The sequence below is a fragment of the Alcaligenes sp. 13f genome, from assembly GCF_020496585.1.
Taxonomy (GTDB): domain Bacteria; phylum Pseudomonadota; class Gammaproteobacteria; order Burkholderiales; family Burkholderiaceae_B; genus Alcaligenes; species Alcaligenes phenolicus.
The window spans coordinates 120,824-145,206 of the sequence record NZ_JAHKKC010000001.1; the positions used below are offsets into that span (position 1 = coordinate 120,824).

At 54.2% G+C, this 24,383-nt stretch carries 22 protein-coding genes; 14 read left to right on the forward strand and 8 right to left on the reverse strand.

The genetic code is table 11. The features are described from left to right. Nucleotides 1–23 precede the first annotated feature (23 nt). The 3 genes from KOE80_RS00555 to KOE80_RS00565 all read right to left on the reverse strand — a co-directional run bounded on the left by KOE80_RS00555 (nucleotide 24) and on the right by KOE80_RS00565 (nucleotide 3,773). Complete coding sequence (locus KOE80_RS00555) at nucleotides 24–1,337, reverse strand: ferric reductase-like transmembrane domain-containing protein (protein WP_035271333.1); 1,314 nt, start codon at nucleotides 1,335–1,337, stop codon at nucleotides 24–26. A gap of 261 nt (nucleotides 1,338–1,598) precedes the next feature. Then, nucleotides 1,599–2,765, reverse strand: a complete 1,167-nt coding sequence (locus KOE80_RS00560; RefSeq protein ID WP_045930793.1) for an amidase — start codon at nucleotides 2,763–2,765, stop codon at nucleotides 1,599–1,601. A 15-nt stretch (nucleotides 2,766–2,780) separates the two neighbouring features. Continuing rightward, complete coding sequence (locus KOE80_RS00565) at nucleotides 2,781–3,773, reverse strand: Bug family tripartite tricarboxylate transporter substrate binding protein (protein WP_035271329.1); 993 nt, start codon at nucleotides 3,771–3,773, stop codon at nucleotides 2,781–2,783. Nucleotides 3,774–3,927: 154 nt separating this feature from the next. On the opposite strand from KOE80_RS00565, the gene KOE80_RS00570 reads away from it, so the two are divergent. Continuing rightward, complete coding sequence (locus KOE80_RS00570) at nucleotides 3,928–4,821, forward strand: LysR substrate-binding domain-containing protein (protein WP_026484978.1); 894 nt, start codon at nucleotides 3,928–3,930, stop codon at nucleotides 4,819–4,821. On the opposite strand, the gene KOE80_RS00575 is transcribed toward KOE80_RS00570, so the two are convergent. After that, complete coding sequence (locus KOE80_RS00575; RefSeq protein WP_083054203.1) at nucleotides 4,813–5,667, reverse strand: AraC family transcriptional regulator; 855 nt, start codon at nucleotides 5,665–5,667, stop codon at nucleotides 4,813–4,815. The genes KOE80_RS00570 and KOE80_RS00575 overlap by 9 nt on opposite strands. Nucleotides 5,668–5,797: 130 nt before the next feature. Between KOE80_RS00575 and KOE80_RS00580 the strand changes: the two genes are divergently transcribed. Next, nucleotides 5,798–6,340 (forward strand): carboxymuconolactone decarboxylase family protein, encoded by a 543-nt coding sequence (locus KOE80_RS00580; RefSeq protein WP_083054202.1) that lies wholly within the window; start codon nucleotides 5,798–5,800, stop codon nucleotides 6,338–6,340. A 64-nt stretch (nucleotides 6,341–6,404) separates the two neighbouring features. Here the strand turns inward: KOE80_RS00580 and KOE80_RS00585 are convergent, their stop codons facing one another. Further along, entirely contained in the window at nucleotides 6,405–6,716 is a 312-nt protein-coding gene (locus KOE80_RS00585; RefSeq protein ID WP_083054201.1) for a monooxygenase, read from the reverse strand. Nucleotides 6,717–6,882: 166 nt separating this feature from the next. On the opposite strand from KOE80_RS00585, the gene KOE80_RS00590 reads away from it, so the two are divergent. After that, the gene (locus KOE80_RS00590; RefSeq protein ID WP_226348086.1) at nucleotides 6,883–7,767 is read left to right on the forward strand and encodes an EamA family transporter; all 885 of its coding nucleotides are present in this window, start codon (nucleotides 6,883–6,885) and stop codon (nucleotides 7,765–7,767) included. 94 nt (nucleotides 7,768–7,861) lie between these two features. Continuing rightward, nucleotides 7,862–9,766, forward strand: coding sequence for a molecular chaperone HtpG (gene htpG / locus KOE80_RS00595; protein WP_226348087.1), 1,905 nt, complete (start codon nucleotides 7,862–7,864; stop codon nucleotides 9,764–9,766). A gap of 170 nt (nucleotides 9,767–9,936) precedes the next feature. Here the strand turns inward: htpG and ampD are convergent, their stop codons facing one another. From ampD to KOE80_RS00610, 3 genes are read right to left on the reverse strand one after another with little or no spacing between them, the layout of a single operon-like run. Beyond that, entirely contained in the window at nucleotides 9,937–10,572 is a 636-nt protein-coding gene (ampD, locus tag KOE80_RS00600; protein ID WP_226348088.1) for a 1,6-anhydro-N-acetylmuramyl-L-alanine amidase AmpD, read from the reverse strand. Nucleotides 10,573–10,576: 4 nt separating this feature from the next. Further along, complete coding sequence (locus KOE80_RS00605) at nucleotides 10,577–10,828, reverse strand: PP0621 family protein (protein ID WP_009463238.1); 252 nt, start codon at nucleotides 10,826–10,828, stop codon at nucleotides 10,577–10,579. Next, nucleotides 10,821–11,672, reverse strand: coding sequence for an inner membrane protein YpjD (locus KOE80_RS00610; RefSeq protein WP_009463240.1), 852 nt, complete (start codon nucleotides 11,670–11,672; stop codon nucleotides 10,821–10,823). The genes KOE80_RS00605 and KOE80_RS00610 overlap by 8 nt, the downstream gene beginning before the upstream one ends. Nucleotides 11,673–11,775: 103 nt before the next feature. On the opposite strand from KOE80_RS00610, the gene ffh reads away from it, so the two are divergent. The 10 genes from ffh to KOE80_RS00660 all read left to right on the forward strand — a co-directional run bounded on the left by ffh (nucleotide 11,776) and on the right by KOE80_RS00660 (nucleotide 24,366). Beyond that, on the forward strand, nucleotides 11,776–13,200 hold the full coding sequence (gene ffh / locus KOE80_RS00615) for a signal recognition particle protein (RefSeq protein WP_226348089.1): 1,425 nt from the start codon (nucleotides 11,776–11,778) through the stop codon (nucleotides 13,198–13,200). An 828-nt stretch (nucleotides 13,201–14,028) separates the two neighbouring features. Continuing rightward, complete coding sequence (locus KOE80_RS00620; protein WP_226348090.1) at nucleotides 14,029–15,042, forward strand: TRAP transporter substrate-binding protein; 1,014 nt, start codon at nucleotides 14,029–14,031, stop codon at nucleotides 15,040–15,042. 59 nt (nucleotides 15,043–15,101) lie between these two features. Further along, complete coding sequence (locus KOE80_RS00625) at nucleotides 15,102–15,635, forward strand: TRAP transporter small permease (RefSeq protein WP_226348091.1); 534 nt, start codon at nucleotides 15,102–15,104, stop codon at nucleotides 15,633–15,635. Further along, nucleotides 15,623–16,903 carry a TRAP transporter large permease gene (locus KOE80_RS00630; protein ID WP_226348092.1) on the forward strand — a complete coding sequence of 427 codons (1,281 nt, stop codon included), beginning with the start codon at nucleotides 15,623–15,625 and terminating at the stop codon, nucleotides 16,901–16,903. The genes KOE80_RS00625 and KOE80_RS00630 overlap by 13 nt, the downstream gene beginning before the upstream one ends. An 18-nt stretch (nucleotides 16,904–16,921) precedes the next feature. Continuing rightward, the gene (locus KOE80_RS00635; RefSeq protein WP_226348093.1) at nucleotides 16,922–17,722 is read left to right on the forward strand and encodes a 3-ketoacyl-ACP reductase; all 801 of its coding nucleotides are present in this window, start codon (nucleotides 16,922–16,924) and stop codon (nucleotides 17,720–17,722) included. A gap of 33 nt (nucleotides 17,723–17,755) precedes the next feature. Continuing rightward, the gene (locus tag KOE80_RS00640; protein WP_226348094.1) at nucleotides 17,756–19,849 is read left to right on the forward strand and encodes a hydantoinase/oxoprolinase family protein; all 2,094 of its coding nucleotides are present in this window, start codon (nucleotides 17,756–17,758) and stop codon (nucleotides 19,847–19,849) included. A gap of 10 nt (nucleotides 19,850–19,859) precedes the next feature. After that, the gene (locus KOE80_RS00645; RefSeq protein ID WP_226348095.1) at nucleotides 19,860–21,539 is read left to right on the forward strand and encodes a hydantoinase B/oxoprolinase family protein; all 1,680 of its coding nucleotides are present in this window, start codon (nucleotides 19,860–19,862) and stop codon (nucleotides 21,537–21,539) included. A 162-nt stretch (nucleotides 21,540–21,701) separates the two neighbouring features. Beyond that, nucleotides 21,702–22,637 carry an ornithine cyclodeaminase family protein gene (locus KOE80_RS00650; protein WP_226348096.1) on the forward strand — a complete coding sequence of 312 codons (936 nt, stop codon included), beginning with the start codon at nucleotides 21,702–21,704 and terminating at the stop codon, nucleotides 22,635–22,637. 215 nt (nucleotides 22,638–22,852) lie between these two features. Then, nucleotides 22,853–23,395 (forward strand): sigma-70 family RNA polymerase sigma factor, encoded by a 543-nt coding sequence (locus KOE80_RS00655; RefSeq protein ID WP_226348097.1) that lies wholly within the window; start codon nucleotides 22,853–22,855, stop codon nucleotides 23,393–23,395. After that, nucleotides 23,362–24,366, forward strand: a complete 1,005-nt coding sequence (locus tag KOE80_RS00660; protein WP_226348098.1) for a FecR domain-containing protein — start codon at nucleotides 23,362–23,364, stop codon at nucleotides 24,364–24,366. The genes KOE80_RS00655 and KOE80_RS00660 overlap by 34 nt, the downstream gene beginning before the upstream one ends. Nucleotides 24,367–24,383: the final 17 nt, after the last annotated feature.

Here is a 24,383-nt window from a genome sequence, read left to right on the forward strand (position 1 = left end):
CCAGTTGCTGGATGAGCAAAGGCTTAGCGGAACTGGAAGTGTTCCTTGTGCAAGGTCCAGGATTTTGCAGGCAGTGTTTGCTTGAGCTCACGTCGCAACTGTCGGCCCATTGCAGCCGGTCCACAGAACCAGATATGCAGAGGTTTGTCGGCATGGTAATGCTGCAGCACCTCTTTGGGCGTCCAGCGACGGCCATCGGCATAAATTTCCAGATTCACGTCCGGGTGCTCTTTGGCAGCCTTGCTCAAGGCCTGAGCCAATGGGTCAGTACTATGCTGACAGGCATATTGCAGATAGGCGTAGGGAGCGTGACCGTCCTGATGTTCCTGGCTTAACCAGGATAGAAATGGCGTGGCCCCGACACCCGCACCCACCCAGATATAAATGCCCTTGTCATCGCGGTCCGGCTGAGTGAAGCGTCCATAAGGGCCGTCCAGCTCAATGTTCTGGCCAACATGCAAACGCTCGGGCAGGCTGCGGGTCCAGTCGCCCAACTGCTTGATATGAAAGCGCACAATCTGGTTGTCCTGATCTGCATCGGACAAGGTAAAGGGATGGGACTCGGATTCACCCTTCAAACGTAAGAAAGCGAACTGCCCAGCCTGGTGACCTGGCCAGGATTGGTCCATGCGGCATTGCACCTCCAGCACATCACCTTGTGACGTACAGGAGATCACGGTGCCCGTGTGCGGGTAGGCCGAACTCAAGTTGCGTAGCAGCTGGATGCCGGCTGCTGCTGTCCCGATCACCATGGTGATGGCCAGTGCCCAGCCGCCTATACCGCTCCAGTAAGCAGGGGGCGTCAGTACCACGCCATGAAAGATCAGGATCAAATAGGCCACTGGCATCAGGCGATGCAGGCTGTACCACTTTTTATAGGAAATCGTGCGGTGCGCCAGGGTGATGATCAGCATCAGAATCAGCGCGTAAAACGTCCATTCACCCAGTGATTTTGCATAGGGCTTGAACAGGCTGACCCATTCAGGAACCGGGGTTTTGGCCAGACGGCCGCCCGTGCCGATCGCTGCCGAGATCAGACCTTTGGATTCCTTGCTGAGCCAATGGGCCAGACTGAGCAAAATGGCGATGATACCCAGCCATTTATGCAGCCTGTAGGCTTTGTCCATGCCGCCTAACCAGGGTTCCAGACGGCGGGGACGCAGGGCCAGAATCATGATGGCCGTCATGGTGCCCAGTGCCAGAATCCCGGTTAACAGCATGCCTTCTTGTCGGACCACCCACAGCATATCGCCCGGTGGCGAGGGGGCCAGCCACAGGGCTTCAACAGCCCAGATCAGAAAGAAAGTGGAGAGCAGCAGTAAGAGAGGGCGACGCATGGTCTTTTCCGGATTGTTTGAAAGAGCCGGGTGCTGCGTAGTCGCGATGTGATGAACGTACCGACGCAGCGCACCGGGAACACCTTATTGATGTTAGTACGCTGCCAAGCCGTTTGCGGAGCCAATATTCAAGAGTGTTTTGAGAAAACTCAAAGCACTCCTAAATATTTGTTATTTAAAGCATTTGTTAATGATTCTGGTTGCTGTTTACTCTATTTCAGCTTGTTGCAGAGTAGTTCTTTTGATTGCTTTTCAGGCCCATCAAGCTGGGCAGATAAGCGATGCCAGATCCAGCAAAGCCGCGTCCTGGTGAGGCTGTCCGATCAGTTGCAAACCCAAGGGCAGTGGGCTGTTTTGACCGGGCGCGGGCAGGCTCAAGGTAGGCCAGCCTAACAAGGACCAAGGACGATTCAGTATTGAAGAGCCAGTGCTATCCAGTCCATAGGGAGCCGGGCCGGGAGCCGCTGGAGTGAGCAATGCGTCGAAATGACCATAACGATCCTGCCATTCTGTTTGCAATTGGCGACGGCGCGCCTGCCAGGCGTGGTAATCCGCTGCAGGCAATTCCAGGCCTTGTTTGATGGCTTGCACGGTAATGGGGCGCAAGGCATCCGGGCTGGCTTGCCAGACGGGTAGCAGGCTGCGGGCCATTTCATAAGCCATGATCTGGCCTTGCAGGATCAGCAGCTCTTTCAGTTGTGGGTCCGCAGGCAGACGCTCCAGGTGGGCGCCTTGTTGCTCCAGATGCTCACAGCCTTGTTCCAACGCGGCCAGTGCTGCGGGTGTGATCGGGCCCAGATCTTTGCCATCCAGCACGCCAATTCGCGGCGCGGTGGGGACTCGACTATCAGGTAAGCCTTGCAGGACAGTGGCCACGCGGCGCAGCACGGACAAGTCCCGGCTGAAGTAGCCGATTGTGTCCAGGCTGTCGCACAACAGGAAAAGACCGCTGCGATGCACCGCGCCAAAGCTGGGTTTGAAACCCAGAATGCCGGTAAACGCAGCGGGGCGCATCATGGAGCCCCCCGTTTGGGTGCCCAATGCAAAATCAACCATGCCAGCTGCTACGGCCGCTGCCGAACCACTGGAAGAACCGCCGGGCGTGTGCTCCAGGTTCAGTGGATTACGGGTGGGGCCGGGGGCTGCGTAGGCAAATTCGGCGGTGACGGTTTTGCCCAGGGCAATGGCACCGGCCTGACGCAGCAGGGCGACACAGGCGGCGTCCCGCTCGGCCGGTAGCGCATTGGGGAAATGCGCGCCGTAGCACGTGGGCATGCCTTGAACATCCAGCACATCTTTCACACCAAAGCTCAAACCCGCCAAGGGGCCAGTGGGATTGGTGCTGATACAGGTGGCGGGATCAGCCAGCCAGGACCAGGCCTGGATAGCCTGGTCCTGCGTAGCGAGAGGGGAAGGGTTGGCAGTCATAAGCGAGAACTGGAACTACTGAATCGAGATGTTCTGTGCCTTGATCAGCGTGGTCCAGCGTTTGGTTTCTTCTTTCACAAAAGCGGTAAATTCTTCAGGTGTGCCACCTACAACTTCCGCGCCTTGGGATTCCACAATCTGACGGTAGTCGGGGTCTTTCAGGGCGTCGTTGACAGCCTTGTTCAGTTTTTCCAGTACATCAGCAGGCAAGCCGGCGGGGGCAATCACGCCAAACCAGTTCGAGGCCACCAGATCCACGCCTTGTTCTTTGAAGGTGGGGGTGTCAGGCATGGCTTTCAGACGCTCTTCCGAGGTCACACCCAGTACGCGCAGGCGTGGGTTGTCGATTTGCATGTGGGGCAGGAACAGGCTGGCCAATTCCAGATAGAAGGAGATGTTGCCGGCCAGCAGGTCGTTCGATGCAGGAGCGCCACCACGGTAAGGCACGTGTACGGCGTCAAAGCCGGAGGTGGCCTTGAACTGTTCAGTCAGCAAGTGCGAGGCACCGCCAGCGCCAGTCGAGGCGTAGTCGAGTTTTTCGGGGTTCTTCTTGCCGTCGGCGACCAGGTCAGCCAGAGACTGGTAGGGCGAGTTGCTGTTCACACCCAGTGCCATGGCACCGCGTTCGATCAGGGCGATGGGCTGCAAATCCTGTTCAGGATCAAAAGGCAGGTTGCTGCCGTACAGCGCCTTGTTCACCGACATGGGGCCAAAGTTGCCCAGGCCGATGGTGTAGCCGTTGGGCTTGGCGCGCGCAATCATGCTGGTGCCGATATTACCGCTGGCACCGGGCTTGTTTTCCACCACGATTGTCACGCCCAGGCTGTCGCTCATTTTTTGAGCCAGCATGCGCGAGCGGGTATCCGAGCTGCCACCTGCAGCGTAGGGCACCACAAACGTAATGGGCTGCGAAGGGTAAGCCGCGTCGGCCATGGCCGAACCGGAACCCAACAAAGTCAGTGTGAGCAGGCCACTCAGTAAAGGGGCGCGATGCTTGAATACCGTCATGTCTATCTCCTGCGTTGGGCCAATATTCGCAGTGACGTGCAGTATGGCCCTGTTTTTGATAAGTGTCAGGACGGATGGTAGTAAGAGCTAATTATGTTGTCTAATATTAAAAATAATCGTTATTGATCTTTTTTCTAACCTAATTGGCGGGCATATGCTGGACTCCAAATTAAGCGAGATGTTCTTGGTGGTGGCTGAAGAGCTGCATTTTGGTCGAGCCGCCCAGCGTTTGTTCATGACCCAGCCGCCCTTGAGTCAGGCCATACGCAGGCTGGAAGAGCAGGTAGGGGCGACCTTGTTTATCCGCACCACACGCACGGTGCAATTGACGGCAGCGGGAGCGGAGTTGCAGCGCCGCCTGCGCTTGATCGGCAACGAACTGGAGCAGACCTTGCAAGCGGTACAGCAAGTGCATAGAGGCGAGACTGGCATGTTGCGCATAGCCCTGACCCCCAGCAGCGCCTATGCGGGGGTATCCAAGCATTTGTATCGCTTTCGACAGGACTTCCCGCAGGTGGATATACAGATCTACGAGATGAACTCCAGCGATATGCCTGCGGCTCTTTACGAGCGCCGGGTGGATGTGGCCTTGATTCGGCCTTCCTTTGCCGTGCCCGATTTGAACCCGCAGCTGGTGGAGTCCGAACCCATGATGTTTGTCGTCAGGCGGGATGATCCACGTGCTCAGGAGCATAGTCAGGGGCTGACCTTGCACCAGGCTTTCTCTTACGAAATGGTGGCGTATTCGCGGCAACAGTCGCGTTACTTTCATCTCTTGCAGCAGCGCATGTTGCAGCGCTCAGGCTGCCTGCCGCGCTTTGCACAGGAAAGCATGGTGCCCACGGTGCTGGTCATGGTTGAAGCGGGCATTGCTCCAGCTATTGTTCCCGCTTCCCTGGCGCGCTTGCGCACCGATACCTTGGAGTATCTGCCTTTGCTGGATGCAGACGATATTGCGGCAGAGCTGATGAGTGCTTATGTCTCGGACAATACCAACCCGGCCTTGGTGAATTTTCTGGCGGTGCTGGAACAGAATCGCTCAAGCTGATTGACGGGCGGCCAACCATTCCCGCATGGATTGACCCGTGCGCTGCCGAAACAGGCGGGACAGGGCAGAGGGGTTGGCGTAGCCCAGATCCAGAGCAATACGCTTGGCAGACTGGCCTTGTGCCAGCCGCTGGCAGGCCAGCGACAGGCGCCATTGGGCCAGATAGTCTGCCGGTGTGTCGCCCACCCAGTGCTTGAATTGCACGGCAAAGGCGCTGCGCGACATCTTGGCTTCCTGTGCCAGTGATTGCACGGTCCAGTCCCGACCGGGATCGGCCTGAATTGCCAGCAGCGCGCGTGCGACGGGCGGGTGCGACAAGCCTCGAAACAGGCCTACGGGAATCTCGCAACGATCAGGATGGTCAAACAGCCAGCGTAGCAATTGCAGCAACACGATCTCGAACAGACGGTCTGCTAGTAGGCGATGGCCGCAGCGCACGGACTCCGTTTCTGCAAAGAGCAGGCCCAGTGCCTGTTCAAGGCCGGCCGCTTCTTCCAGCGGCACGATAATCAGATCGGGCAGGGAGCGGGCCAAGGGATGATGCTCACCCCCATCAAAATCCAGGGTGGCACAGGTGAAATCCGAGCCTTCATTGGGCAGATCGTAAAAAGCGTGCTCCAGCGGACGGGGGTAGAACAGCAGGCTGGGGCGGTCAATGGTCAGGACTTCCGGCACGGGATCGCGCGGATCGTGGCGCACGCTTAACTGGCCGCGTCGCAGAATGTGCAAGAAGGCCCGTCCGGGTTGGGCCGCAAAGCGGGTTACGCCACACAAAGAGCCGTTGTAGAACAAATGAGCCCGAACACGGAATTGTTCCAGCAGAAGGGAGAGGCGATCCAGGTTCATGAAAACATCCTCATCTGGATGAAAAGGTAAGTTGTCGGGACTAATCTTATCCAATGATCTTGATCTTGGCGAGACACTATCCCTGCAAGCTTTTTCCGGCCACCCCGGCCCACTTCACCAGGAGATCATCATGTCCCGTCTTACATTGCCTGACGTTGCTCAAGCTCCCGCCGCCAGCCAGCCTGCTTTGCAGGAAATTCAAAAAGCCTTTGGTGGCAGCGTGCCTGCCATGTTCCGTATGGTGTCCAATTCGCCCGCCGCCTTGCGCAGCATGTGGGGCTCTTTCGGTGCCTTTGCCGGTGGCAAGCTGGGTGCGAAATTGGGCGAGCAATTGGCGGTTGCCATTGCCGACCGTAATCGTTGCGAATACTGCCTGGCTGCCCATAATGTGCTGGGTGCCAATGCTGGCCTAAGTCCGGAGACACTGGCCCAGGCTCAGCGTGGTCAGTCGGATGACCCGCGTACCGCCGCCGCTTTGAAATTTGTGCTCAAGCTGGTGGATCAGCGTGGGCAAGTTTCGGCTGCCGATGTGCAAGCCGTGCGCGATGCCGGCTTTTCCGAAGGTGAGGTGGTGGAACTGGTCGGTGTGACTGCCTTGAACCTGTTCACCAACTACATCAACAATGCGCTGGAGGTTCCGGTGGATTTCAAGGCCGTTGAGCTGACTGCCTAAGCATCGATATGGAAGCCCGCTTGCTGATATGCAGGCGGGTTTTCTTGCGTCTGTTGTCTGTGTTTTATTTGGCTGCCAAGGGACCGGAATTGATAGCTGTCAGCGGCTGGTTCACATCAAAAAAGCGCGCATCAATGCCGGTGATGCCAAAGCTGTTGAGCCGTTTGCTGTGCATCTCCAGATACGCCTGCGCGCTGGCTTGATCGCTGAATAGATACACGCCACCTGCTTTGGACTGTTCTTTATTCTCGGTCCAGATTTTCCAGATCAAGCCAGGTTCCAGGCAGATGGATTGCGCCAGTTCTTGCATGGCTTCGCTCATCTCTGAACCCCAAGGGCCGGGGTAAGGAAAATCAACATACAGCAGGGTGCTCATGATCGGCTCCATATCAAAATACGTGCCGAACATCATACCTTGATGTTTGAATTGTCCAGTACTGTCTCTTATTTGTCATGGGACGTTGAAAGGCCCGTGATTGGCTGGCCTCCCCCCTGAAGGGGGCGTATAGTTTTTCTTTTGCTATTTGCTGGTGGAAGCCCTCATGTCCTGGACCGCTTTGTTGTTGGTGGTGTGTGCTGCGTTCATTCATGCGGGTTGGAACTTGCTCTCTAAACGGGCGGCGATGGCAGGGGCGCATTTTGTATTCGCCTATTCCTTTTTTGCCATTCTGTTTTATTTCCCCATCACGCTGTGGGTGGTCTTTACGCAAGGCAATATGCCCTGGACCAGCGAGACCATTACCTGTTTGGTGCTTAGTGCCTTGCTGCACATGTGCTATAGCCTGAGTTTGCAAAAAGGCTATCAGGTTGCAGACCTGTCCGTGGTGTATCCCATTGCCCGTGGTACGGGCCCCATGCTCTCTTCCATTGGTGCTTTTATCCTGCTGGGCGAGCCTGTGCGTCCTTTGGGAGTGCTCGGCATCTTGCTGGTCGTGATGGGGATTTTGCTGATCGCCACGCAAGGTCGACTGCGCCGTTTTTTCAGCCCTGCAGCGCTGACGGGTGTGCGTTGGGGCATGCAGACCGGGATTCTGATTGCGGCCTATACCGTGGTCGATGCCTATGGCGTCAAGGTGCTGCTGATCTCGCCATTCCTGCTGGACTGGTTCAGCAATGTGTTGCGCCTGGGGATGCTGGCCCCTTTTATCGCCAGGCGGGGGCGGGCAGGCTTCGTCAAGTTCAAACCTTATTGGAAACTGGCGGCTGCAGTGGGTTTGTTATCGCCCATGTCCTACATCCTGGTCTTGCAGGCATTAAGTATGGGCGCACCCTTGTCCATGGTGGCGCCCGCCCGTGAAATGTCCATGATGGCCGGCACCATATTGGGTATGGTCGTCCTGCGCGAAAAGGCCAATGTCTGGAGTTTGCTCGGTTGCGCCATCATGATCAGCGGAGTCATTGCCCTGACATCCGGGCCGGCGGCCTGATCCGTCTCTTGAAATATGGTGGGTCGTCCCTATCTGTCTGCAATAGGGCGCGCTTTGGCGTGCGGCAATCAACCCATTTTTTTGCTTTTTCACCATGAGCCAGACTGACACTGCGAATATGTCCGAAACCTTGGGTTTTCAGGCTGAAGTCAAACAATTACTGCATTTGATGATTCACTCCTTGTACAGCAACAAGGAGATTTTCCTGCGTGAGCTGGTATCCAATGCGTCGGATGCCTGTGACAAACTGCGCTTTGAGGCTATCGACAATCCAGCCCTGCTGGAAGGCGACCCAGAAATGCGTATCCGCGTGGAGTTCGACAAGGACCAGCGCACGATCACCATTTCCGACAACGGCATTGGCATGTCCCGTGATGAAGCCATTGCCAACCTGGGCACCATCGCGCGCTCGGGAACCAAAGAATTCTTCTCCCAACTGACGGGCGACAAGCAAAAAGACACCCAACTGATTGGTCAGTTTGGCGTGGGCTTTTACTCCTCCTTTATCGTGGCCAATAAAGTGTCCGTGCTGACACGTCGTGCCGGTGGCGATCAGGAAGCCGTGCTGTGGGAGTCCGCCGGTGAAGGCGAGTTCACCATTGCCGCCGCTGAAAAAGCCGAGCGCGGAACCACCATCACCTTGCACCTGCGTGAAGGCGAGGACGATTTCCTGGACGGCTGGCGCCTGCGCAACGTGCTGCGTCGCTACTCCGATCACATCTCCTTGCCCGTGCAAATGCGCAAGGAAGAGTGGGACGAAGAAAAGCAGCAACAAGTAAAGCAGGACGAGTGGGAAAGCGTGAACCAGGCCAGCGCCTTGTGGACACGCTCCAAGTCGGAAATCACCGACGAGCAGTACCAGGAGTTCTACAAGCACATCGCTCACGATTACGAGAATCCTCTGGCCTGGACACACAACCGGGTCGAAGGTCGTAGCGAATACACCCAGCTCCTGTTCGTCCCCAAGCAGGCCCCGTTTGACTTGTGGGACCGCGATGCTCGCCGTGGCGTGAAGCTGTACGTGAAACGTGTATTCATCATGGACGACGCCGAGCAGCTGCTGCCTGCTTACCTGCGCTTTGTGCGCGGTGTGATCGATTCGGCCGACCTGCCGCTGAACGTTTCGCGTGAACTCCTGCAAGAAAGCCGTGATGTTCGCGCTATCCGCGAAGGTAGTGCCAAGCGCATCCTGTCCTTGCTGGAAGATCTGGCTGAGAACCAGCCCGAGCAATATGCCGAGTTCTGGAACCAGTTCGGCCAGGTCCTGAAAGAAGGCACTGGCGAAGACATGGGCAATCAGGCCCGTATCGCTGCCTTGCTGCGCTTTGCGTCCACGAATCAGGAAGGTTCGGCGCAGGTCGTTTCCTTGAACGACTACATCGGTCGCATGAAAGAAGGTCAGGACAAGATCTACTACGTCACGGCTGACACTTTTGCCGCTGCATCTAACAGCCCGCATCTGGAAGTATTCCGCAAGAAAGGCATCGAAGTGCTGTTGATGTCCGACCGTGTGGACGAGTGGATGTTGTCTTACTTGCGCGAATTTGAAGGCAAGCAACTGGTATCCGTGGCCAAGGGTGGCCTGGACCTGGATTCGCTGGCGGACGAGGAAGAAAAGAAACATCAGGCAGAAGTGGCTGAAACCTTCAAACCTCTGGTCGAGCGCCTGCAAACCACACTGGGCGAGAAGGTCAAGGAAGTGCGCATTACTGCCCGTCTGGTCGATTCCCCTGCTTGCGTGGTGGTCGATGCCAACGAACTGAGCCCGCACCTGCTGCGTATGCTGCAAGCCGCTGGCCAGGAAGCTCCCGAGGTCAAGCCGATTCTGGAAATCAACCCTGAGCACGCCTTGATCGCCAAAGTCCAGGCCGCTGACGACGAGGCTTTTGGTGAGTGGGCACAGTTGCTGCTGGAACAAGCCATGCTGGCCGAAGGTGCCGCATTGCAAGATCCCGCCAGTTTTGTGAAGCGTGTGAACCGCTTGCTGTTGAATCTGTAAACCTGAATCTTGCTGGCTCTGCGTTAAGCAGGGCTAGATACTAATCAGGTAAAGCCCTGATCGTCTTACGATGATCGGGGCTTTTTGCATCTGTATCTATGAGTGGGCTTTAGGGCGGATCACGATAGTGAATGCTGTAGCATTTTTCTTGTTATTGGCCCTGAACTACTTTATCGGTCTTGATCTGGCACTGGTCTTTGCTTTGGTCCCAACTCTTGTTCCGGCAAGGTTTCTTTGGGCCAGCCATGTTCCCGCTTCACCCGTTCCCAATCAAAGAAAGGACCCGGATCTGTCTTGCGCCCTGGAGCGATGTGCTCATGGCCACGTACGGCGCGCAAGTTATGGCGCATACGTAAGGCGCGGCTCAGGCGGGATAGCTCCCGGTACTGCGCTTCTGTGAATGGTTCGAAATCGCTGCCTTCCAGCTCAATGCCAATAGAGAAGTCATTGCAGCGCTCGCGGTCTTCAAAGCGCGACACACCCGCATGCCAGGCACGGCGGGTAGTGGGAACAAACTGGATGATGTGGCCAGTGCGCTGGATCAGAAAGTGAGCCGAAACTTTCAGGTCCCGGATGTTCTCGAACCAGGGGTGGGCGCTGATATCCAGCTTGTTCTGAAAAAAATCCCGAATGTAGGGCCCGCCGAACTCTTGCGGTGGCAGGCTGATATTGTGCAGCACCAGCAAGGTCGGAGTGTCGCCCTCGGGGCGGTCATCCTGATTGGGTGACAGGGCGCGCAAGACATTGGCATGAGGTTTCAGCCAGCCCTGTCGGTCCAGGTCGTAGGCGTGGTGCATGCGAGCCATGGCGTTAGCTGCGTGGGCCGCGCTTGGCGTGTTCCAGGCTGCACCAGGTGTGATGATTGCTCATCAAGGCTTCGGAACGTGGCAGATAAATCCCACAGTGTGCGCAACGGACCATTTCTTCAGCAGCACCTTGCTTGCGCGGGGGACGCATGGTGGGGTTGGGTGGATTGCGCTTGCGGGCCTTGTTTTGCGACACGATGCGGGCAATGATCATGGCCGCCAGGATGGCGACAACCCAAAATAAGACTTTACCCAATTTTCCCTCGTTGCAAGATGACGTCTAGTACAAAGTGGCTGCCTGTATAGGCCAGCAGCAGGAAGGCAAAACCGGCCAAGGTCCAGCGCAAGGCAACGCGACCACGCCATCCATACTGTTTCCGACCCCATAATAAGCCACCAAATGTAACCCAGGATAGCAAGGTAAAGACAGTTTTGTGGTCGGCGGGCAAAAATTTACCGTCTATCGCCATGGAGACGGCGGCACCGCTCAGAATCGTGAAGGTCAGAATCACGAAAGAGACACGGATCAGGCGAAACAGCAGCTCCTCTTGCACCAGCAGGGGCGGCATGGTGTCCAGAACCCGGCTGAACAAACCACGTTGCTCCTGATGAAGAATAGGGCGGTGCAACTGACGGTCCAGAGCCGTCATCAAGACGGCGTGCAAAGCCGCCACGGTGCTAAGCCCATAGGCGACCAGCGCAATCATCAAGTGAATCCGTAGCCATTCATTGCCGACATGGTTGACGATATGGCCTTCGGGAAAGGCCATGGCCAGCAGGCTGACGATTGTGGCTGCAGGCAGTAGAATGAGCAGCAGGCTGTCCAGACGCAGATACAGGCTTTGGAACCAGAACACCACCATGCCCAGCCAGATTGCCGCTGACAAGGCCAGTGCCCAGCTCAGATGCAGCCCCTGGGGCAGCACAATAGTCAGCAGCAGGCCCGCTCCGTGCACAATGATGGCGCAGAGCAAGGCCACCCGGCTGGGGGCGTTCAGTACGGTTCGGGTGCTGCCGCGAGTCAACGGACGCCAGAGCGAGATCGACAGCACGATGTACGCCAGTGCGGCGAGCAAGTGAAATACAATACTTGCAGACATAAGTCCCGGATTTCCTGAAAAACGGTACGGGGCGTACCTCAAGTGGCCATTTTATTCTTATTCGTAGACCACACGATAACCTAGTTTAAGCGAACCCAGTCCTATGTTTGAAAATCTGACCCAGCGTATGTCGCGTGTGGTGAAAACCATGCGCGGACAGGCTCGTCTGACCGAATCCAATACTCAGGAGATGTTGAGGGAAGTCCGTCTGGCTTTGCTGGAAGCGGACGTGGCCTTGCCCGTCGTGCGCGATTTTGTGGCACGGGTCAAAGAAAAGGCGCTTGGCGTTGAAGTTGCCGACAGCTTGAATCCTGGCCAGGCGCTGGTGGGGCTTGTCCACCAGGAGCTGACCAATCTGATGGGGGCAGACCTGGGCGACAACGCCAGCGAACTGTCCCTGGCGGCACAGCCACCCGCGATCATCCTGATGGCCGGTCTGCAAGGTGCAGGTAAAACGACTACCACTGGTAAGCTGGCCAAATGGCTGAGCGAAGGTGGTCACGTTCAGCATGGCCGTAAAACAGGCAAGAAGAAAGTGCTGGTGGTCAGTGCTGACGTCTACCGTCCCGCCGCTATCGAACAGCTGAAAACCGTTGCCGCCCAAGTGGGCGTCGAGTTCCTGCCCTCCGATCCCAGCCAGAAGCCCGCAGACATTGCCCGCAATGCCCTGGACCACGCCAAGCGTCACCACTTTGACGTGCTGATCGTCGACACGGCCGGTCGCCTGGGTATTGATGAAGAAATGATGCGCGAGATTCGCGCTCTGTACGACCTGCTGAACCCCATCGAAACCCTGTTCGTGGTGGATGCCATGCAGGGTCAGGACGCGGTCAACGTGGCCAAGGCCTTTGCTGATGCCTTGCCGCTGACGGGTGTGGTGCTGACCAAGCTGGATGGTGATGCACGTGGTGGTGCCGCCTTGTCGGTGCGCCATGTCACTGGCAAACCGCTCAAATTTGTAGGTGTGTCGGAAAAACTGGATGGCCTGGAGCCGTTCCATCCCGAGCGTATGGCTCAGCGCGTGCTGGGCATGGGCGACATTGTTTCCTTGGTCGAGCAGGCCCAGCGCAATATCGACATTGCCGATGCGCAAAAGATTACCGACAAGATCAAGGCGGGCGACAAGTTCGACTTGAACGACTTCCGCGACCAGCTGCAGCAAGTTAAAAAGCTGGGTGATATGGGTTCCTTGCTGGAAAAACTGCCTGCGCAGTTCTCCCAGGCTGCATCCCAGTTGCAAGGCGGCCAAGCTGAGCAGCAACTGCGTCGTACCGAAGGTATCTTGAACTCCATGACGCCTACCGAGCGTGCCAAGCCCGAATTGCTCAAAGCCTCGCGCAAGCGTCGTATCGCAGCCGGCTCCGGTGTGTCGGTACAAGAGGTCAACCGCCTGCTGAATCAGTTCGAGCAAATGCAAGGCATGATGAAGCAGATGAAAAAAGGCGGTATGGCCAAGATGATGCGCGGCCTAGGCGGGATGGGGGCCTTGAAAGGTCTGGCTGGAAAGGGTTTCAAGGGGTTTCGGTAAGCGCTAGCTTGCGTAAGTAAGGCGGCAAGGCAGAGAGAGGGCCGCTGCGGGGGGGGGGCACAAGCCTACGGTAAGCAAGCTCATAATACGAACGCTTAATGCTGCGATCTGCCCATCTGGTCGTGAGTGTGGTCTGTTGGTGTTTCTAGCCTCCCAATCACCTCAGACATCATACGACATAGTTTCTCTACGCCTCTTTCTCCGCCGCATAATTATCGCTGTTTGAGATTAAGTTATTGATATTTCAATAATGATGGTACTAACCCTAGTTTGGTTCGTGATTTTGTAGTTGTATGATGACAATTGAGTTGAGCATATTGAGTGATTTTTAGCTTTCTTATCACCAGTCAAGGAAGACAATGAGGCACTTGCGAAGCGATATCAATGATGGGTGGGTTGGCAGGACAGTCAATTATAAGAAAAATTTATTTCTGCCGTTGAATGCAGTGCATTCATTTGCATTAAATAAAACCAGCATACGATTGATGCAGTCATAAAGATCTGTCTATTGGCTCGGTAATGAACTGAGCCCTTAAATCAAACATAGAAATTTTTTAGGACATGGATATGTCCTAGGTGAAGTTGCGCGCCTGAGAAATATAAAAATGCCGATGATAATCAGGAGAGCTTAATAAAGAATTTTTTTAGAGTATGAGCTGGTAGCGATGATTGTCAGGAGTAGTGATACGTGTAACGAAAATTCAGAGCGCTAATTGGGGGCCTGATAAGGGGGGCTAACGCATAGATGTAAAGGTATGAGATTCTATCGTATGTATTGAAGCAGCCTTTCAGGGCTTAGCAGAAAATAAGATCAAGGAGACAAATGTGATGAACGAGAATAAAAATAATCTGATATGCAAGAAAGCATTCCTAACAAAAATAGTAATGACTATTTTATTAAGTTCTTTTTTTGTTATGACGGGATCTGTTGTGCAAGCCAAGACTTTGCGCTCGGCAGATGTCCACCCTGATACCTACCCTACAGTGCAGGCCGTCCAGTTTATGAGCGATCGGCTCAGTGAGCTGACCAATGGTGAGCTGGACATCAAGGTGTTTTCGTCTGGTCAATTAGGTAACGAAAAAGCCACGCTTGAGCAGACCCGATTCGGTGTTATTGATATGAATCGCATCACCTTGGGCGAAGTCAATAATCTAGTTGAAGAAACACTCGTCCTGTCTTTGCCCTATGTGTTCCGCTCGGTTGAACATATGCGTCATGTGGTAGACAGCGATATCGGCAAGGAAATGTTATCGGCGCTTGAACCCCATGGCTTGATCGGGCTTACTTTTTTTGATGCAGGTACGCGCAATATTTATAACTCCAAGCGCGAAGTGCATACATTAGATGATCTGAAAGGTTTAAAAATAAGGGTGCAGCCGTCTGATATTTTTCTGGATATGATTAATGCACTGGGTGCAAATGCTGTGCCGATGGGATTTAATGAAATGTATACCGGCTTGCAGACTGGTGTTATTGATGGAACAGAGCAAAGCTGGCCTTCCTATGAATCCACAAATCATGTCGAAGTTGCCAAATACTATTCGCTGACAGAGCATTTGATGCTTCCGGAAACACTGGTGATTTCAAAAAGAACATTCGATCGTTTAACGGCGGAACAACAAGCCGCATTGTTTCAGGCCGCTGATGACGCTAAGTTGAAAATGCGTGAGCTTTGGGATCAAAGAGAGAAAGAGTCAGAAAAAATCGTGCGTGAAAAGGGAGCCATTGTGACCGTGGTTGATAAGGCTCCATTTATGGCGGCGGTTGCCCCAGTGCAGGAAAAAGCACTGAACAATGAACGCTTAAAGTCCTTGTTTGATCGTATTCAAGCTATCCAGTAAGGAACGCTGTTTGTTTTTTCATACCTAGATATGAAAAACACCATTACAAGGATGGAAATATGGATGCGACAAATCCCAACGCAGATAGTTGTCTGCATCACTCAATCACTCGAGTACTGGAAATAGCCAGCACGGTAGCCCGATGGATATCCCGTTTTTCATTATTGGTGATGACCGCCATTATTGGATGGCAGGTATTTGCACGTTATGTACTGAATGACTCGCCCAGTTGGAGTGAGAGCACCTCGATTTTACTGATGGGTTGGTTTGTCATCGTGGGGGCTGGCGCAGGGGTCAGGAGTAAAGACCATTTAGGATTCATTGTCGTACTGATCATGCTCCCGCCAACACTCAGGAGATGGATTTCTGGGCTTGGCAATGCACTTATTGCTTTGTTTGGTTCTAGCATGGCATTTTTTGGCATGGATTTGGTGCTGGGTACATGGCACGTCATCATGCCCGGAAATTTTCTACCTCAAGGAGCGCATTATATCCCCCTGGTTGTGGGCGGTGTGTTGATTTTTCTTTTTGGTGTGGAAAATGTTCTAGCAGATATCCAGAGAAAAGTGGAGAACAAATTGTGGAGCAATTAATTTTGTTTGGTGTTTTCCTTCTGTTGATGGTGATGGGGGTACCCGTTGCTTTTTCTCTTGGAATTGCTGCCTTAAGCACTGCTTTTTACATGGAAATTCCCCCTCTTATCGTTTTTCAACAAATGAGTGAAGGAGTTAGCTCTTTCTCAATGATCGCCATACCATTGTTCATCTTTGCAGGTGAATTAATGATGCGTGGTGGTGTAGCTGACAAAATGATCAACTTTGCCAGCAGCTTGGTGGGGCATATGCGAGGGGGGTTAGGGCAAGTCAATATTATGTCCTCTGTCTTCTTAAGCGGTATTTCTGGATCTCCCATTGCAGATGCATCAGCGATTGGTGGAATTATGGTTCCACAGATGGTGAAAAGAGGGTATGCAAGAAGTTATGCGGTCAACGTCACCATCAGTAGTGCTGTCATTGCGTTGATGATTCCGCCATCACCGAATCTTATTCTTTATGCGATTGCAGGAAGTAGCGGTATTTCAATCGCTGACTTGTTTACGGCTGGCATTGTTCCAGGTTTGCTTCTGGCACTTGCTTTACTTTTTACGGCGTATATCCAGGCCGTTAAAAAAGGGTATCCTGCCGAACCTTTTGCCGGATTCTGGTTTATTTTTCAGGCATTTATTGCAGCTATTCCTGCCATTCTCCTGATTTTCGTGATTTTTGGCGGTGTTCGTTTTGGTATTTTTACACCGACTGAAAGTTCGTGTATTGCGGTTCTGTATGTTTTTGCACTGATGATTTTTATCTACAAGGGTTCATCATTCCGAATGCTTATCGAAGCCGTCAGTGCTGCTGCACGGACAACGGCGATGGTGCTGTTCATTATTGCAACGGCTGCTGCCTTTGGGTGGTTCATGGCCTTTTTGCAAATACCTAATATGGTTATTGATGTGATGAGCCATGTTTCTGAAAGTCCTTATGTGGTAATGGCCTTGATATTAGTCGCTTTGCTATTGCTTGGAACATTTATGGATTTGTCACCGATGGTCATCATATGTACTCCTATATTTTTGCCAGTGGCGATAAATTTTGGCGTCGACCCTGTCCATTTTGGGATTGTTCTGATTTTAGCGGCTGGTATCGGGCTGTATACCCCGCCTGTTGGAACCTTGCTTTTTGTAGGGTGTGCCATTGGGAAAGTTGGGGTGGGTGAGGTCCTAAGAACTATCTGGCCCTACTATCTGGCAAGTTTGCTCGTGCTCATGCTTGTCGCGTATGTCCCGTGGTTTTCCTTGTGGTTGCCGGCGCTGTTTCATTAATCAGGGGAGTTTCTTCGTATGACGGGTAGCAATTCAATGTCAGTGGCTGGTCTTGGGCAAACGATCTTTATCACTGGTGCGGCAGGGACGATTGGCGCGGCAATCGCGTTGGCGTTTGCTCGTCAGGGTGCAAATCTGGCGGTCATGGACCGGGCCGAGCTCGATGTTTTAACCGCGTTGAAATCGGAGTTATTGGTGGCCGGAGCAGGAAAGGTCCACGTCATTCAGGGGGATTTAGCGGATGTTCATTCCCATCAGGGATGGATCGATCAGATTGAAGAAAACCTGGGGGACATACATTGTCTGGTTAACAACGCGGGCGTTGGCGCGCCCCGTCGAGCCGACATGTTGGAGTTGACGCCAGAGGCGTTTGATTTTGTCTTTGATATTAATATCCGCGGAACTTTCTTTATTACTCAAAAAGTAATGGCAAGCATGCTACAGAAAAAAAGTTCGGAATACCCTCGCTCCATTATCAATGTCTCTTCGATCAGTGTGGAAGTCGCTTCCCCTGATCGGGCGGAATACTGCTTGTCAAAATCGGCGTTGGGTATGTTGACCAAGCTGCTGGCTTTACGTTTGGCTTCAGCGGGTGTGTCTGTTTTCGAGCTGCGTCCTGGTATTACTCATAGCAATATGACCCAGCCCGTAGAAGCTCGGTATGACAAGTTGATCGCTGAGGGCTTGGTTCCCTTGGGGCGATGGGGGGAAGGTCAGGACATGGCCGATATTGCGATTAGTTTGGCAAGTGGGAAGTTTTCATTTGCGACAGGATCAGTCATTAATGCGGACGGTGGTTTAACTATTCCCTGTTTATAGCGATTAATTTTTTTGATGTGGTGGAGACTGTAGATGAATGTAGATAAGAAATTAGTGCGTGTCGGGGTGGATATCGGCGGCACTTTTACAGATGTTGCCTTAGAAGTAAATGCTGAACTATTCACGACCAAAGTGTTGACTGATTATAGTGCCCCCGAGCGTGCTATTTTGGCGGGCCTTAATCAGATTTTGGAGCAATCCGGTTGTGCATTTGGTGATATTGATGTGATTATTCATGGCACCACCTTGGCAACTAATGCACTGATTGAACGACGAGGTGTTCCGACGGCATTGATTACCACTGAAGGGTTTCGTGACGTTATTGAAATGCGGACCGAAAATCGGTTTGAACAATATGATCTGAATATTGTTCTGCCACCTGCTCTGATTGACCGGGAGCATCGCTACGTTCTGAAAGAGCGCATGGACTCGAATGGCAAGCCCTTGATCACGCCCAGCCCTGACGATATTCAGACCTTGATTACAGAGATTGAAGAAAAGGGCTATGAAAGTGTTGCGATTGGTTTTTTGCATAGCTACGCAAATGGCCAGCACGAGCAGCAGGTCAGGGATGCACTCCAGGCGCACTTGCCGCAGCTCAGCGTTTCCATTTCCTCAGAGGTCTCTCCCCAGATTCGTGAGTACGAGCGATTTAACACAGTATGCGCAAACGCCTATGTCAAACCATTGATCAAGTCCTACCTGACTCGCCTTGTTGACGAACTCAAGAGTCAAGGAACGGTATGCGACGTATTCATGATGCATTCAGGCGGAGGCATTATTTCCGTTGACACCGCTGCCGAGTTTCCTGTGCGGCTGGTGGAGTCCGGGCCTGCTGGCGGGGCTATTTTTGCCGCCCACATTGCGCAGCGTTACGGCTTGGAGTCTGTCTTGTCGTTTGATATGGGGGGAACGACTGCCAAGGTTTGCCTGATCGAGAACTACGCGCCCAAAACGGCCAAGATTTTTGAAGTGGCCAGAACGTACCGTTTCAAGAAGGGCAGCGGTATGCCTATTTCCATTCCTGTTGTCGAAATGGTAGAAATCGGCGCAGGCGGTGGCTCGATCGCCAGTGTAGACGGCATGAATCAGATTCGCGTCGGCCCGCGTAGTGCAGGCTCGGAGCCGGGGCCGGCGTGTTATCAGCGTGGCGGCGAACGCCCTACAGTGACCGATGCCAATGTGCTGCTCGGCAAGCTGGACCCGGACTACTTTGCTGGCGGGAAGATGAAGCTGGATGTCACGTTGGCCAGGCGGGCGATCACCCAAGACATTGCAGATCCTTTGGGCTTGTCAGACACGGCTGCAGCGTACGGCATAGTGGAAGTTGTCGATGAAAACATGGCCAATGCTGGTCGTGTACACGCAGTGGAAAGCGGTTACGACCTGAGCGGCTTTACCATGATCACCTTTGGTGGAGCAGGACCGGTACATGCTGCACGCTTATGCGAAAAGATGGCTATTGACGCGTTTCTTGTTCCTTACGGCGCTGGGGTTGGGTCTGCGCTTGGTTTTTTGCGTGCTCCCTTTGGTTTTGAGTCGGCCCGTAGCGGCTTTATGAGATTGGCTGGTTTTGATGCCGATAAAGTGAACCAGTTGTTGGCATCAATGGAGCAAGAAGCAAGCAGTTTTGCCCGGCAAGGGCTCAAGGATGTCGATCCGGTTCTGGAGCGTGTGGCCTATATGCGCTACGCCGGGCAGGGTTGGGAGATCCCCGTGCAGGTGCCGGTCAGGGACTTTACCGCGCAAGACAGCCAGTTCCTGAAAAACGAATTTGAGAAAGCCTACGTCCGCTTCTTTGGCCGGGCCATTGATGGTCTGGGTGTAGAAATCGTTAGCTGGTCTGTGCGGGCATCGAGCTCGCCTCTTAACGTGAGTCCTATCAAGAGGGTGGAGCAAACTCGACCTGCCGCCTCTGAAGGGAGCCGTAGGGTGTTTGAGTCTAAATTGGAGCAATTTGTTGAGTCCGGAATTTATAACCGTGATCACCTCAATGTTGGGGACCAGGTCACAGGGCCCGCCATTATTGTGGAGCGGGAAACAGCCACTGTGATCCCCTCAGCATTTGTCGCTACGGTTCAGGCAGATCTTTGCCTGTTTGTTGAAATTGATAAGCAAGCTAAATAAGGTGGGCACGATGTCAGTGAAGTCGAATCATATTCATAGCCAAGTCATGTGGAACCGCCTTATTTCGGTGGTTGAAGAACAAGCCTTAACGCTGATTCGTACTGCGTTTAGCACCAGTGTGCGCGAGGCAGGCGATCTGTCGGCCGGTGTGTTTGACGAGCAAGGGCGCATGTTGGCGCAGGCAGTGACAGGGACACCGGGGCATGTCAATGCGATGTCCGAGGCGGTGGGGCATTTCATGCGAGCCCTGGGAGTCGAGACGATGGCTCAAGGTGATGTCTATATTACGAATGACCCTTGGAAAGGCACGGGCCACTTGCATGATATTACCGTTGTGTCACCCGTGTTCCGCAAACAAAAGCTGATCGGGTTTTTTGCATGTACGGCACACGTGGTGGATATCGGCGGCAGGGGGTTCGGACCCGATGGTCGCGAGGTTTATGAAGAGGGACTTTTCATTCCGATTATGCGTTTTGCGATCAAGGGAGAGGTTAACCATGACCTGATCAATATCGTTCGCAATAACGTGCGCGAGGCAGACCAAGTGGTCGGTGATATTTATGCCTTGGCCGCGTGCAATGAGATCGGAGATCGTCGCTTGCAAGAAATGATGAGCGAGTTCAAATTGGATGATCTGGACGAGTTGGGTGAGTACATTCTGGAGAACAGTCGTATTGCGACCCTGGCAAAAATTGCTGAATTGCCCAAAGGTTGCTTCAGCAATGAGATGCGGGTCGATGGTTACGAGAAGCAAATCACGATGCGGGTGACACTCAGCGTTGAGCAAGATCGTGTGGTAGCGGACTACGCGGGTACATCCGGTGTCAGCGAATATGGCATTAATGTGCCCTTGATCTACACCAAGGCCTATTCTTGCTATGGCCTGAAATGTGCTATTGCGCCTGAAATTCCGAATAATGCAGCCTCCTTGGCCCCGTTTGATGCTGTTGCTCCAGAAGGTTGCATTCTGAATGCGCAGCATCCCAGTCCTGTGGCGGTACGCCACGTACTGGGGCACTTTATCCCCGATGTGGTGTTGGGGGCTCTTCATCAGTTTTTGCCGGATCGTATTCCGGCAGAAGGGGCTGGGACGACGTGGAATATCCAAATCGGCGTGGTGGCCAAACACAGCGAGCAGGGCCAGAAAGATTCCAGCCAGATTCTTATGTTCAATAGTGGTGGCGGTGGTGCAAGGCCCGGCTATGACGGCTTGAATGCGACGGCGTTTCCAAGTGGCATACATACGATGCCCGTGGAGGCGACCGAGCAGGTTGGACCTATTGTGGTGTGGCGCAAAGAGTTGCGTCAGGACTCGGGGGGAGCAGGCAAGTGCCGCGGTGGTTTGGGTCAGGTGGTGGAGATATCGGCGGCACAGGGGTACACCATGGCCTTTAATGCCATGTTCGATCGAATCTTGAACCCCGCAAAGGGGCGTGAGCAAGGCACGGCCGGCCTGAAGGGTAGTTTGCAATTAAGTGACGGTACGGTGTTGCAAGGCAAGGCCTCCCGAGTGCAAGTGCCGGATGGTCAGCGGCTTATCCTGACATTGCCCGGTGGCGGCGGCTATGGGGATGTTCAAGAGCGTGATGACAAGAAAGTCGTGAATGATGTTCGTAATGGTTATATCTCTGCTGATGCGGCTCGCGAGGTTTATGGCGTCGATCTTCAGGCCCCGCTCGCCCTCTCTTGATGACGGTGTGACGGATTGCTGGAGTCCATTCCGTGTTGATCCAAGGGAGTGGTGTCAAGGAAGGTGTACGCGCCCCGAATGGCGGATGCCGCGGGGCGCGTCGCTATTTTGGGACGCGGGTCGGCTGCGACAGTACGAGTATGTCAGTGGAGGATGGCTGAGGTGATTTATATCGATAATGCAGAGGTCAGGCGTCAGCTCGTGCCTCAGACACTAGAGCAAGTATTGGAAAAAGCCTATCTTGCTTGGCAGCGTGGGGAAGCGGCCATGCAGCCCAGGTTTAGAACAGAGGTGGATGGGTTCAGGTTGGTATCCATGGGGGCGGTGATACCTGCGCTGGGTTATGCCGGGAGCAAGATCTATACCTCTTATAAAGGGAAACTGTGTTTTAGAGTGGTGCTGTTCAGTACCAAGACGGGGGAGGCGTTGGCGACCCTGGAGTCCGATGAACTGACGCCGATTCGAACGGCAGCCAGTAGTGTGCTGGTCGCAAGACGCTATGCGGACCCCCAGACTCCCACACTCGGTGTCTTTGGCCTGGGTCCTCTGGGCTTGGAGCATATCAGGCAGTTCCTGGCGGCTTTCCCTATCCGGAACGTGTATGTTTGTGATCCATATTTATCTACAGAGACCGTGAAACAGGCTTTGGCGGCCCTGCCTGTCTTGGTTGAGCATGTCAGTGCGCAAGAGGCTGCCTCAAAAAGTCAAATTATTGTGACCGCCACGCGATCATTGAAACCGGTTTTTGAGAGTGATCATGTACAGGCGGGCAGCTTTGTCGCAGCGATTGGCTCATGTCTGGCGCATACTCAGGAAATTGATGCAAAGCTGATCCAGCGGGCTGCTAAGGTGGTTGTGGAGTGGCCTGAGCAAACCTTGCAAGATACGGGGGATCTGGCCTTGTTTCCTGACCAGGAGAGGCTTGTTCCTAAGCTTGAGGCTCTGGCTGATACGATTCAAAAGCCGGTGGCAAAGGGACGTCGGGACGACATTATTGTTTATAAGGCCGTCGGTATTGCCTTGGCTGACATTGCTGCGGCTGCATTGGTATTGCAGCAGCGAGGGCGTGAAGAACACGGACACAGCACTGATCGCTGACCTGGGCTACGTCTAGATGGCCGCTCGTTTCAGGATGGTAAGGCATGGGAAGGAGAGTTGGATCAGTTCGATCGGGCAGCGTACCACCGCCGTGTTGATCCGCGATTGCCTTGTTGGTCGCACACGTCCTGCTTGGCGACATGAGACGGTTGTTGAGGCGGTATCGGAATAAGAATTGATATTATAATCATTTGTTTTATTGTATGAGAGCCTATATGGCTGATTCCGGCATTGAGGAGCTCTATCAGTTGCATCATGGCTGGCTACGTTCCTGGCTGCAACGGCGCCTGGGTAATGCCAGCGATGCAGCCGATCTGGCGCAGGATGCTTTCCTGCGTTTGTTGCTGACACCGCGAGGCTTTGACAGTCCAAGCGGTGCTCGGGCTTATCTGCGCACCATGGGCAAGGGGCTGTGTATTGATTTATGGCGTCGTCGCGAGGTAGAGTCAGCATGGCGAGAGGCGTTATTTTATGCCCACGGTGTGGCACCTTCTCCAGAGCAACAGGCGATTGTTCTTGAAACCCTGCTTGAATTAGGCGCGGTGTTGCAGCGCCTGCCAGCTAAAGTCAAAGAGGCGTTTATCTTGGCGCAGGTCGAGGGCCTCAAGTATCGGGATATCGCTGAGCGCCTGGGCGTCTCTGAGCGCATGGTCAAAAAATATATGGCGCAGGCCTTAGTGCATTGCGCCTTGCTCGAAACCGATTTTCAAGAGGCACAGCCCGCGTGGTCCAGCATGATAATGACGCACCCGCAGTGAAGCCGGCGGCGTTGCAGTGGCACCGAACCTTGCAAGAGGCAGCGGATTGGTATGTGCGCCTTGGCGATGCGCCGGACGATAGCGCACAACGACAGGCATGGCAGCATTGGCTGCACAGCCAAGCTGAGCATCAAGCGGCTTGGGCAAAAATCACCGCTGTTGGCCAGCGTTTTGCCGCATTGGCTGGGCAGACAGGCTCCACGTCAGCGGCGGCAGGCCTGCGCCAGGCGGCAGCCCCTGCGCGTCGCCGCGCGATGCGTACCTTAGCGGGCGTGATGATGGCGGGCGCGGGCGGATGGATGGTTTGGCGGTATCCCCCGGCACAAGACAAGATGCTGGCCTGGCAGGCGGATTACCAAACCCGGCTTGGAGAAATTCGTGATCTGCACCTGCCCGATGGCAGTCATCTCTGGCTCAATACCGCCAGTGCAGCAGACTTTGTGGTCAAGGAGAACCTGCGTCTGCTGACTTTGCATCAGGGCGAAGTGGTGGTGCAAACCGCGCATGACCGTGCCAAGCCTTTTGTGGTCAAGACACGGTTTGGCACGATGCGGGCGTTGGGTACGGTGTTTCTGGTGCGCAAAGAGGCCGAATCGGCTCACCTTGCCGTCTTGGAGGGGGCGGTGCAAGTCAGTCTGGCCCGCACGGGTGAACGGCGGATCATTGAACAAGGGATGCAAGTCGGTATTGCATCAGACCGCATGGGTGTCGAGCACATGCTGGATCAGACGCAAGCGGCTTGGCGTGCCGGCGTGCTGGCGGTAGACAATATGCGTTTGGTGGATTTCCTGCGGCGACTGGCACGCTATCGCCCGGGTTATCTGGGCGTGCATCCGGATATTGCCGACCTTAAGGTCATGGGGGCGTATCCCGTTCCTGATACCGATGCTGCCCTGGCTTTGTTGTCCGAGGCTTTGCCGATCAGGGTGCAGCGCAACTTACCGTGGTGGGTAACGATAGAGCCGCGCTAGGGCCTTGTAGTGTCAAC

Bases quoted from the DNA above. Each gene is read 5' to 3' on its own strand.
- KOE80_RS00610 (WP_009463240.1), bottom strand. From the start codon at position 11,672: ATGTCTGCAAGTATTGTATTTCACTTGCTCGCCGCACTGGCGTACATC.
- KOE80_RS00635 (WP_226348093.1), top strand. From the start codon at position 16,922: ATGACGGGTAGCAATTCAATGTCAGTGGCTGGTCTTGGGCAAACGATC.
- ampD (WP_226348088.1), bottom strand. From the start codon at position 10,572: ATGGCTCGCATGCACCACGCCTACGACCTGGACCGACAGGGCTGGCTG.
- KOE80_RS00640 (WP_226348094.1), top strand. From the start codon at position 17,756: ATGAATGTAGATAAGAAATTAGTGCGTGTCGGGGTGGATATCGGCGGC.
- KOE80_RS00575 (WP_083054203.1), bottom strand. From the start codon at position 5,667: ATGAACCTGGATCGCCTCTCCCTTCTGCTGGAACAATTCCGTGTTCGG.
- ffh (WP_226348089.1), top strand. From the start codon at position 11,776: ATGTTTGAAAATCTGACCCAGCGTATGTCGCGTGTGGTGAAAACCATG.
- KOE80_RS00590 (WP_226348086.1), top strand. From the start codon at position 6,883: ATGTCCTGGACCGCTTTGTTGTTGGTGGTGTGTGCTGCGTTCATTCAT.
- KOE80_RS00570 (WP_026484978.1), top strand. From the start codon at position 3,928: ATGCTGGACTCCAAATTAAGCGAGATGTTCTTGGTGGTGGCTGAAGAG.
- KOE80_RS00565 (WP_035271329.1), bottom strand. From the start codon at position 3,773: ATGACGGTATTCAAGCATCGCGCCCCTTTACTGAGTGGCCTGCTCACA.
- KOE80_RS00555 (WP_035271333.1), bottom strand. From the start codon at position 1,337: ATGCGTCGCCCTCTCTTACTGCTGCTCTCCACTTTCTTTCTGATCTGG.
- KOE80_RS00585 (WP_083054201.1), bottom strand. From the start codon at position 6,716: ATGAGCACCCTGCTGTATGTTGATTTTCCTTACCCCGGCCCTTGGGGT.
- KOE80_RS00580 (WP_083054202.1), top strand. From the start codon at position 5,798: ATGTCCCGTCTTACATTGCCTGACGTTGCTCAAGCTCCCGCCGCCAGC.
- KOE80_RS00625 (WP_226348091.1), top strand. From the start codon at position 15,102: ATGGATGCGACAAATCCCAACGCAGATAGTTGTCTGCATCACTCAATC.
- KOE80_RS00560 (WP_045930793.1), bottom strand. From the start codon at position 2,765: ATGACTGCCAACCCTTCCCCTCTCGCTACGCAGGACCAGGCTATCCAG.
- KOE80_RS00655 (WP_226348097.1), top strand. From the start codon at position 22,853: ATGGCTGATTCCGGCATTGAGGAGCTCTATCAGTTGCATCATGGCTGG.
- KOE80_RS00645 (WP_226348095.1), top strand. From the start codon at position 19,860: ATGTCAGTGAAGTCGAATCATATTCATAGCCAAGTCATGTGGAACCGC.
- htpG (WP_226348087.1), top strand. From the start codon at position 7,862: ATGAGCCAGACTGACACTGCGAATATGTCCGAAACCTTGGGTTTTCAG.
- KOE80_RS00620 (WP_226348090.1), top strand. From the start codon at position 14,029: ATGAACGAGAATAAAAATAATCTGATATGCAAGAAAGCATTCCTAACA.